The 8,310-nt window shown below is 66.4% G+C and carries 9 protein-coding genes; all 9 read right to left on the bottom strand.

Annotation, left to right across the window (positions count from 1 at the left end):
- On the bottom strand, positions 1-343 hold a 343-nt coding region (locus tag V7Q39_RS09005; RefSeq protein WP_333816233.1), incomplete at its 3' end, for an ATP-binding cassette domain-containing protein.
- Between the two features lie 12 nt (positions 344-355).
- Entirely contained in the window at positions 356-1,696 is a 1,341-nt protein-coding gene (locus V7Q39_RS09000) for an amino acid ABC transporter permease (RefSeq protein ID WP_333816232.1), read from the bottom strand.
- A gap of 1 nt (position 1,697) precedes the next feature.
- On the bottom strand, positions 1,698-2,954 hold the full coding sequence (locus V7Q39_RS08995) for an amino acid ABC transporter permease (RefSeq protein ID WP_333816231.1): 1,257 nt from the start codon (positions 2,952-2,954) through the stop codon (positions 1,698-1,700).
- Between the two features lie 127 nt (positions 2,955-3,081).
- Complete coding sequence (locus tag V7Q39_RS08990) at positions 3,082-4,098, bottom strand: amino acid ABC transporter substrate-binding protein (protein ID WP_333816230.1); 1,017 nt, start codon at positions 4,096-4,098, stop codon at positions 3,082-3,084.
- Between the two features lie 269 nt (positions 4,099-4,367).
- Positions 4,368-5,078 carry an ATP12 family chaperone protein gene (locus V7Q39_RS08985; RefSeq protein WP_333816229.1) on the bottom strand — a complete coding sequence of 237 codons (711 nt, stop codon included), beginning with the start codon at positions 5,076-5,078 and terminating at the stop codon, positions 4,368-4,370.
- Complete coding sequence (locus V7Q39_RS08980) at positions 5,075-5,740, bottom strand: HAD-IA family hydrolase (protein WP_333816228.1); 666 nt, start codon at positions 5,738-5,740, stop codon at positions 5,075-5,077. The genes V7Q39_RS08985 and V7Q39_RS08980 overlap by 4 nt, the downstream gene beginning before the upstream one ends.
- Positions 5,737-6,771, bottom strand: coding sequence for an RluA family pseudouridine synthase (locus tag V7Q39_RS08975; RefSeq protein WP_333816227.1), 1,035 nt, complete (start codon positions 6,769-6,771; stop codon positions 5,737-5,739). The genes V7Q39_RS08980 and V7Q39_RS08975 overlap by 4 nt, the downstream gene beginning before the upstream one ends.
- A complete protein-coding gene (gene crcB, locus V7Q39_RS08970; RefSeq protein ID WP_333816226.1) occupies positions 6,768-7,145 on the bottom strand; it encodes a fluoride efflux transporter CrcB in 378 nt (125 codons plus the stop codon). The genes V7Q39_RS08975 and crcB overlap by 4 nt, the downstream gene beginning before the upstream one ends.
- A 31-nt stretch (positions 7,146-7,176) precedes the next feature.
- On the bottom strand, positions 7,177-8,310 hold a 1,134-nt coding region (locus V7Q39_RS08965), incomplete at its 5' end, for a replication-associated recombination protein A (protein ID WP_333816225.1).

The following is an 8,310-nucleotide window of genomic DNA, read 5'->3' as shown; positions in this document are numbered from 1 at the left end:
GGATCGTCAGATGCGGGAACAGGTTGAAGTGCTGGAACACCATCCCGACCTCGGAGCGCACCTTGTCGATGTTCTTCAGGTCCGAGGATAGTTCGGTGCCATCGACGATGATCGTGCCCTTCTGGTGCTCCTCCAGCCGGTTGATGCAGCGGATCATGGTCGATTTGCCCGAGCCCGAAGGCCCGGCGATGACGATCCGTTCGCCCCGGTTCACGGTCAGGTTGATGTCGCGCAGCACGTGGAAGGTGCCGTACCACTTGTTCATGTTGGTGATCTGGATGGCGACCTCGTCCGAGACCTTCATCTGGCTGCGATTGACGGCGGCAGTTTCCATGGTTTCCATGGCGGTGTCTCCTTAACGATGGTCGGTCTTGAGGCGGCGCTCGAGGTACATCGAGTAGCGCGACATGGAGAAGCAGAAGACGAAGAACACCGCACCGATGAAGATGAAGAGTTCCCAGTAGATCCCCTGCCAGTCCGAGGTCGCGCGGATCGCGCTCGCCCGGCCGATCGGATCGAGAATGCCGATGAACACGACCAGGGTGGTGTCCTTGAACAGGCCGATGAAGGTGTTCACGATCCCCGGGATCGAGATCTTCAGCGCCTGCGGCATGATGATGAGGCGCTGCGCCTTCCAGTAATCGAGGCCCAGCGCATCGGCCGCCTCGTACTGGCCGCGCGGCAGCGCCGCCAGACCGCCCCGGATCACCTCGGCCATATAGGCCGTGGCGAACAGGGTCACCATGATGATGACGCGCAGGATCAGGTCGAAGTTGGTCCCGGGCGGCAGGAAGTAGTTCAGCAGCAGCGAGGCGGTGAACAGCAGCGTGATCAGCGGCACGCCGCGGATGAATTCGATGAAGGTCACCGAGATCCATTTGATCAGCGGCATGTTCGACTGCCGGCCCAGCGCAAACAGGATGCCCAGGGGCAGCGACAGCGCGATGCCGGCGACGCCGATCACGATTGAGATCATGAAGCCGCCGAATTCGCGCGAGGGCACGCTTTCCAGTTCGATGGGCACAAGGCGGCCCAGCAGATCGGCGAGGTGCTGGACAATCGGGAAGATGCCCAGATCGAGGTTGAGCCAGCCCGGCGGGTCGAAGAACAGCGCCAGGAACAGGACCACCGCCATGCCGCTGGTCGGCACGGTGCCGAGCGGCTCGGCCGCGCGCATGATGAAGAGGCCCAGCACCGCCAGTCCCAGCAGCACCATGACCGGGCCCCAGACCGACCCGCCCCACAGTAGCCAGACGGCGGTGAACGGATAGACGACCGAGAACCACATCAGCTTGCGCGGCACCGCCGGAAAGAGGACCGGCGCGACGGCCACGATCAGCAGGACGAAGGCCAGGATCGGCCGCCAGTACAGATGCGACGGGTAGAAGCCGAACATCAACTGCAACCAGTTGACGCGGATCACCGCCCAGCAGGCGCCGCTTGCGCCATCCAGGATGGCCCGGCATTCGGTCAGCGAACTGGCGTTCCAGACCGAATTGGCCAGCCAGGGTGCCAGTTCGTAGACCAGCCCGGCGACAGCCAGCAGCGACAGCACGGTCAGGATGGCGCTCAGCCAGCCCGAGAACAGGTTCTCGCGCATCCAGCGGATGGCGCCTGTCGCGTTGGACGGCGGCTCCTCGGGCGGGAGCATGGTGTCGCGAACGAAGGCGACGGTTTGCGCATGGGTATCGCTCATGTCACCGTTCCTTCAGCTTGATGCGGTTGTTGTAGTAGTTCATCACCGTCGAGATGATCAGGCTGATGGCCAGATAGATCAGCATCAGCAGCAGCATCCCCTCCAGCTCGCGCCCGGTCTGGTTGATGGTGATCCCCCCCAGGGTCGAGCGCAGGTCCATGTAGCCCACCGCGAGGCCCAGCGAGGTGTTCTTGGTGATGTTGAGGTATTGCGAGATCAGCGGCGGGACGATGACCCGCATCGCCTGCGGCAGGATCACCAGCCGCATGGTCTTGCCCGGCTGCAGGCCCAGCGCATAGGCGGCTTCGGTCTGGCCCTTGGCGATGGCGAGGATGCCCGCGCGCACGTTCTCGGCGATGAAGGCGGCGGTATAGATGCTCAGGCCGATCCACATGGCGATCAGCGAGTTGCGCATCTGGATGCCGCCCTGGAAGTTGAAGCCCCGCAATTCGGGGTATTCGGCATGGAAGCCGAAGATCACCAGAAGCGCAGCCAGCGGCGCCAGGAAGATCAGCAGGCTTTTCCACCAGGTCTTGGGCCGGATGCCGGTGGCGTTCTGCACGGCCGTGGCATGGGCGAGGAGCCGCTTGTTCAGCCAGAAGCTGGCGACCAGCACGCCCAGGATGACCAGCCAGTTGAGCCCGGTGCCGAGGTTCGGCATGCCCAGCACCGCCCCCAGATCGAGCGAGAAGAGCGGGGCGGGCACATAGACGCCGCGGTTGGTGACGGCGACCGAGTCGAAGAGCAGCATGCTCGAGGTCGCGTTCTCGCCCCGGAAGGCCGAGGGCGCAGGCATCGATTCCGACATCACCGCCGAGACGACGATGATCCAGATCAGCACGGGGACGTTGCGGAAGGTCTCGATATAGACGGTCATCAGCCGCGCGACGATCCAGTTGTTCGAGAGCCGCAGCACGCCGGCCGCGACGCCCAGCACCGTGGCCGTGATGCAGGCCATGACCGCCAGGATCAGCGTGTTCAGAAGGCCCACGACCGTGGCGCGCAGATGCGTCGATTGCGAGGAATACTCGATCGGTCGCTGCGCGATGTCATAGCCCGCGGTGTTGAAGAGGAAGTCGAAACCGAAGGGCTTGCCCAGGGCCTCGAGGTTGGTCTTGGTGTTGTAGACCAGCCATGCGGCGCCGAACATGAGCACGAAAAGCGCGAAGACCTGGATCGTCATCGACCGGTAGCGCGAATCGTAAAGCAACATGCTCAGGCGAAACGCGGGCTGCTGAGCACCGCTGTCCATTGCCATGAAATGTCTCCCTGCATCCGTGTGGTTTTTTTTGCTGCCCGCACCTTTTGGCGTCGGGCGACACGGTTATGCGTGTTCTAGATAGGAAAACGGCGCGCGACGGGGTCGCGCGCCGGATCCGGGACCGTTAGCGGAACGGCGGTGAGTAGAGCAGACCGCCCTGGGTCCACTGGGCGTTCAGACCACGGGCCAGGCCGATCGGGGTGGCCTCGCCGATGGTGGCGGCGAAGATCTCGCCGTAGTTGCCGCCGGCGGCGATGGCGCGCATGGCCCATTGCGCATCGAGGCCGATCATCGCGCCAAGGTCACCTTCGGTGCCCAGCAGGCGGTTGATCTCGGGGTTGTTGGTGCCGGCGGCCATCTGCTCGAGGTTGGACGAGGTGACGCCCAGCTCTTCGGCGGCGACCAGCGCGTTCAGGGTCCAGCGGGCGATATCGGCCCATTGGTCGTCACCCTGGCGCACCAGCGGGCCCAGCGGCTCTTTCGAGATGATTTCCGGCAGGATCACGTGATCGCCGGGGGTCTCGAACGAGGCGCGGGTCGCGGCCAGACCCGAGGCGTCGGTGGTGTAGACGTCGCAGGCACCGGCGAGGTACTGCTGCTGGGCCTCGGCGTTGGTCTCGATCGGGACCGGCTCGTAGGTCATGTTGTTGATGCGGAAGTAATCCGCGAGGTTGAGCTCGGTCGTGGTGCCGGTCTGGATGCAGACGGTGGCGCCGTCGAGTTCGGTGGCCGAGGACACACCCAGCGCCCGGTTCACCATGAAGCCCTGGCCGTCGTAGTAGTTGACGCCGATGAAGGTGAAGCCGAGGTCGGCATCGCGCGAGAAGGTCCAGGTGGTGTTCCGGGCGAGGATGTCGATTTCGCCCGACGCCAGCGCGGTAAAGCGGGTCTGGCCGGTGGTCGGCACGAAGTTCACGGCCATCGGGTCGCCCAGGACGGCAGCGGCGACGGCACGGCAGACGGCGACGTCAAAGCCCTGCCAGACGCCATTCGCGTCGGGGGCCGAGAAGCCGTTCACGCCGGTCGACACGCCGCAGTTCAGCGAGCCACGGGCCTTCACGTCGTCGAGCGTTGCCGCCGACGCATAGCCAGCCACCAAGGCCGCCGTTGCGAGCGTCCCCAAAAATACCGATTTTTTCATAGTTACCTCTTCCTGTTGCAACCGCCCTTGCGGGTGGTCTTCCAGCCCCTCGCGGAGCCAATGGTTGCCGGTTCAGATCCGGCTGGGCATCGCCACGACAAGGAGCCGGGGCGACGAGGCGCATCGTGACGATGCTGCGTAGGCGAATTTGTGCCGATTATTATTGGCCGTCAAGTCAATCATTCCGGACGCTGATGCTTACGCAAGCGGCAAACGCGGCGGTGCTGCGCCCTGCAGAATGCGTATTTTCCCGGCAAACCTGTTGGGCGCTAACAGCGGCAGGCGGCGAAAAAACGGGCGGCATCAAGAAAGGCGGTCCGGCGGTGCAACGTCAGGCGGCTGGCCTCGTCGTCCTCGCCCCATTGCTCGACCTGCCAATCCTCATCGATTCGCGACACATCCCAAAGGGATTCCACGGGGGCGATTCCCTCGGTCACCGCCAGGCCGATGACCAGCGAGCCGGACATGGCGACCAGATCGTGAAAGGCCGTCAGCTCGAACGGGGTGAAGCGCGCCACATGAGCCCCCAGCAGGGCCAAGGTCTCGGGGTTTTGCGGGGTCGGCATGACGCCCGAGGTGATGCTCCAGCGGACGCCGAAACGGTCTGCGGACCAGGCCAGCAGCGGGTCCCATCCGGCGCGCTGACGCTCGGCCAGTTCGACCGGGGCCTCGGCCCGATAGCACAGCAGATCTGTTTCGCCGTAGGCAGTCAGCAGGCCCGCGACCTCGGCGAATTGCCCGGTCACCTTGTCCAGCGCGGCATTGGCGGCGCGGGTGGCCGGCATCGTCTCGGGCTTGACCTCGCCCGTCTGTGCGGCCCATTCCGCGGCCACCAGATCGGCCAGGGCGCGGGTCGGCAGCAGCAGCGGCGCCTTGGCCGGTGTCTTGATGGCGCGGCCGTCCAGCGCGATCCCGAACCCCTCGGGCGCCTCGGTCACGCTGACATTCTTCCAGAAGACCTTGCGTCCCCAGCCGCTCATGCCCAGAGCCCCTTCAGCGCCGCGTCCAGTTGCTCGAAGCTGTCGATCCTGAGGTCGGCGCGGCCCAGGCGCTTCAGCGGGTGATAGCCCCAGGTCACGCCGATGGCGCGGATCCCGGCGGCATGGCCCATCTCGACATCGAATTCGGTATCGCCGACGATCACCGCCTGCCCGGGGTCGATCCCCGTCTCGCGCAGGCAGGCATGGATCATCGAGGGATGGGGTTTGGACGGATGGTCATCGGCCACCTGGGTGCTGGCGAAGAGCCCGGCCAGCCCATGCGCGGCCAGCAGACCGTCGAGGCCGCGGCGCGACTTGCCGGTGGCGATGGCCAGCGTCACGGCGGGATCGGCCGCCAGCCGCTGCAGCGCCGCGCGGGCCCCGGGGAACAGCGGGCTGCCGGCCGCCCCGTTCTGCAACCTGAGGGCCTGATAGGTGGATTTGTAGGCCGCGACGAGCGCGTCGCGCCGCGCCTCGCTCACGCGCGGGGCCAGATGGGTGACGGCGACCGGCAGCGAGAGGCCGACGATGCCCTTGATCGCCTCATGCGAGGGGACCGCCATCCCCTGCCCGGCAAAGGCGGCGGTCATCGATTCGATGATGTCGGTCTGGCTGTCGACCAGCGTGCCGTCGACGTCGAAAATCACCAGGCGAGGGGTCATTCCTGCTCCTCGAACGGGTCGGCAGGAACGTCGGTCTCCTTCCATCCCATCGTCGCCCAGCTTTTCGCCATATGCGCGGGCAAGGGCGCCTCGATGGTCACGGGCTTGCCGGTGATCGGATGCTCGAAGGTGATGCGGCGCGCGTGGAGGTGCAGCTTGCGGGAAATGTCGCCGCCCAGCTGCGCGCCCCAGCCGTCGCCCAGGTTCTCCTGCCCCGAACCGCCGTATTTGCCGTCCCCGATGATCGGATGCCCGATCTCGGCCATATGCGCTCTCAGCTGGTGGGTGCGCCCGGTGATCGGCACCAGCGCCACCCAGGCGGCGCGGCTGGCCAGCCGGTCGAGCACGGCGTAATCGGTGGTGGCGCGCTTGGCGCCCTCGGTCTTGTCCACCTCGTTCGGGTGCACGCAGCGCATCTTCTCGGCGTCGCGGCCGCCCGTTTTGACCAGCCCGTAGCGGATCGTCCCCATCAGGGGCTGCGGCACGCCCGCCACGATGGCCCAGTAGATCTTGCGCGTGTTGCGGTGGCGGAAGGCCTCGGACAGGCGCCGGGCGACGCGCGGGGTCCGCGCCAGCAGCAGGACCCCGGACGTGTCCTTGTCCAGCCGGTGAACCAGCACCGGGCGCTCCTTGTAGCCGAATTTCAGCGCCTCGGTCAGCCCGTCCACATGCCGGTTGCCCTGCCCCGAACCGCCCTGCGAGGGCAGGCCCGGCGGCTTGTTGAGGGCGATGACATGCTCGTCCTTCCACAGCACGCAATCGCGGATCATCTCGGCATCGGCATCGGCGATGCCCTCGACGCGCGTGGGGGGCGGCGGCGCGGCATCGGGCAGCGGCGGAATGCGCACCTGCTGGCCCGGCGCCACCCGGTCGCCCGATTTCACCCGCTTGCCGTCGACCCGCAGTTCGCCCTTGCGGCAGAACTTCTCGACCATGCCCTGGGTGACCTGGGGAAACCGGCGCTTCAGCCAGCGGTCCAGCCGCTGCTCGCCTTCATCCGCGCCGACGGTCAGGGTCTGTACGCCGCTCATGCGGTGATGCTCCTTGCAATCCAGAGGCCCGCCACGATCGCCAGCAGCGACAGCGTGACCGAGGCCGCGACATAGGTGACGGCGAGGGCCTGCTGGCCCCGCTCCCACAATGTCAGCGTATCGAGCGAAAAGGCCGAAAAGGTGGTGAAGCCGCCCAGCACGCCGGTCATCAAAAGCGGCGCGAAACGGTTGGCGCTCAGATGGCCCAGCGTGACCACGACCAGCCCCATGACGAAGGACCCCAGCACGTTCACGGCCAGCGTGCCCCAGGGAAAACCCGGCCCCATGAAGCGGATCGCCGCCACCCCGGTCAGGTAGCGGCCCGAGGCGCCGATCGCGCCGCCGAGGGCGACTTGGAGAAGCGTTGACAACATGCCGCTGCCTTGGCCCGCGGGGGGCTCAAAGTCAAGCCGGGCCACCTTGGCGACGGCTTCTGAGCTTGGCGAAATACTCGACCCGCTTCTTCAGCTCGCGCTCGAAGCCGCGTTCGGGGGGCGCGTAGAGGACCGGGCGCTTCACCCCCTCGGGGAAGTAGTTCTGGCCGCTGAACCCGTCCTCGGCATCGTGGTCGTATTGATAGCCCGCGCCATAGCCCTGAGCCTCCATCAGCTTGGTCGGTGCATTCAGGATATGCGCGGGCGGCATGGCGCTGCCGGTCTTCTGCGCCAGCTGCCGCGCTGCCTTGTAGGCGACATAGACCGCGTTCGACTTGGGCGCGAGGGCCAGATAGACCACCGCCTGCGCCAGCGCCAGCTCGCCCTCGGGGCTGCCCAGCCGCTCATAGGTCTGCCAGGCCTCCAGGCATACCGACTGCGCCTGCGGATCGGCCAAGCCGATATCCTCGACCGCCATGCGGGTGATGCGCCGGGCGAGGAAGCGCGGATCCTCGCCCCCCTCCAGCATCCGCGCGAACCAATAGAGCGCGGCGTCGGGGTCGGAACCCCGCACCGATTTGTGCAACGCCGAGATCAGGTTGTAATGCTCGTCGCCCGATTTGTCGTATTTCGCCGCGCGGCGCATCAGCCGCTTGGTCAACGCTTCGGTATCGAGCGGGGCGCCGGTGACGCGCCAGGCCATCACCTGCTCGATGAGGTTGAGCAGCGCCCGCCCGTCCCCGTCCGCCATTTCCAGAAGCGCATCCCGGGCCTGGGGCGAGAGCGGCAGCCGGCGCTTCAGCTCATGCTCGGCCCGCTCGGCCAGACGCTCCAGATCGGCCAGCGACAGGCGGGTCAGGACCATGACTTGCGCCCGGCTCAGGAGGGCCGCGTTCAGCTCGAAGGACGGATTCTCGGTGGTGGCGCCGACCAGCAGGATCGTGCCATCCTCCATATGCGGCAGGAAGCCGTCCTGCTGCGCCTTGTTGAAGCGGTGGATCTCATCGACAAACAGCAGCGTCCCCTGCCCGTTCCGCCGCCTGAGCTTGGCCGCCTCGAAGACCTTCCTCAGTTCGGGCACGCCCGAGAAGATGGCGCTGATCTGCACGAAATGCAGATCCGTCTCGGCGGCCAGCAGCCGGGCGATGGTGGTCTTGCCCACCCC

The sequence above is a fragment of the Tabrizicola sp. genome (assembly GCF_036781545.1).
GTDB lineage: Bacteria > Pseudomonadota > Alphaproteobacteria > Rhodobacterales > Rhodobacteraceae > Tabrizicola.
The sequence above is the reverse complement of the archived record's forward strand: the minus strand, read 5'-3'. Positions and strand labels throughout refer to the sequence as shown.

What these genes read in the sequence shown, in the direction of transcription:
- V7Q39_RS08995 (WP_333816231.1), bottom strand. Translation starts at nt 2,954, where the DNA reads ATGGCAATGGACAGCGGTGCTCAGCAGCCCGCGTTTCGCCTGAGCATG.
- V7Q39_RS09000 (WP_333816232.1), bottom strand. Translation starts at nt 1,696, where the DNA reads ATGAGCGATACCCATGCGCAAACCGTCGCCTTCGTTCGCGACACCATG.
- crcB (WP_333816226.1), bottom strand. Translation starts at nt 7,145, where the DNA reads ATGTTGTCAACGCTTCTCCAAGTCGCCCTCGGCGGCGCGATCGGCGCC.
- V7Q39_RS08980 (WP_333816228.1), bottom strand. Translation starts at nt 5,740, where the DNA reads ATGACCCCTCGCCTGGTGATTTTCGACGTCGACGGCACGCTGGTCGAC.
- V7Q39_RS08985 (WP_333816229.1), bottom strand. Translation starts at nt 5,078, where the DNA reads ATGAGCGGCTGGGGACGCAAGGTCTTCTGGAAGAATGTCAGCGTGACC.
- V7Q39_RS08975 (WP_333816227.1), bottom strand. Translation starts at nt 6,771, where the DNA reads ATGAGCGGCGTACAGACCCTGACCGTCGGCGCGGATGAAGGCGAGCAG.
- V7Q39_RS08990 (WP_333816230.1), bottom strand. Translation starts at nt 4,098, where the DNA reads ATGAAAAAATCGGTATTTTTGGGGACGCTCGCAACGGCGGCCTTGGTG.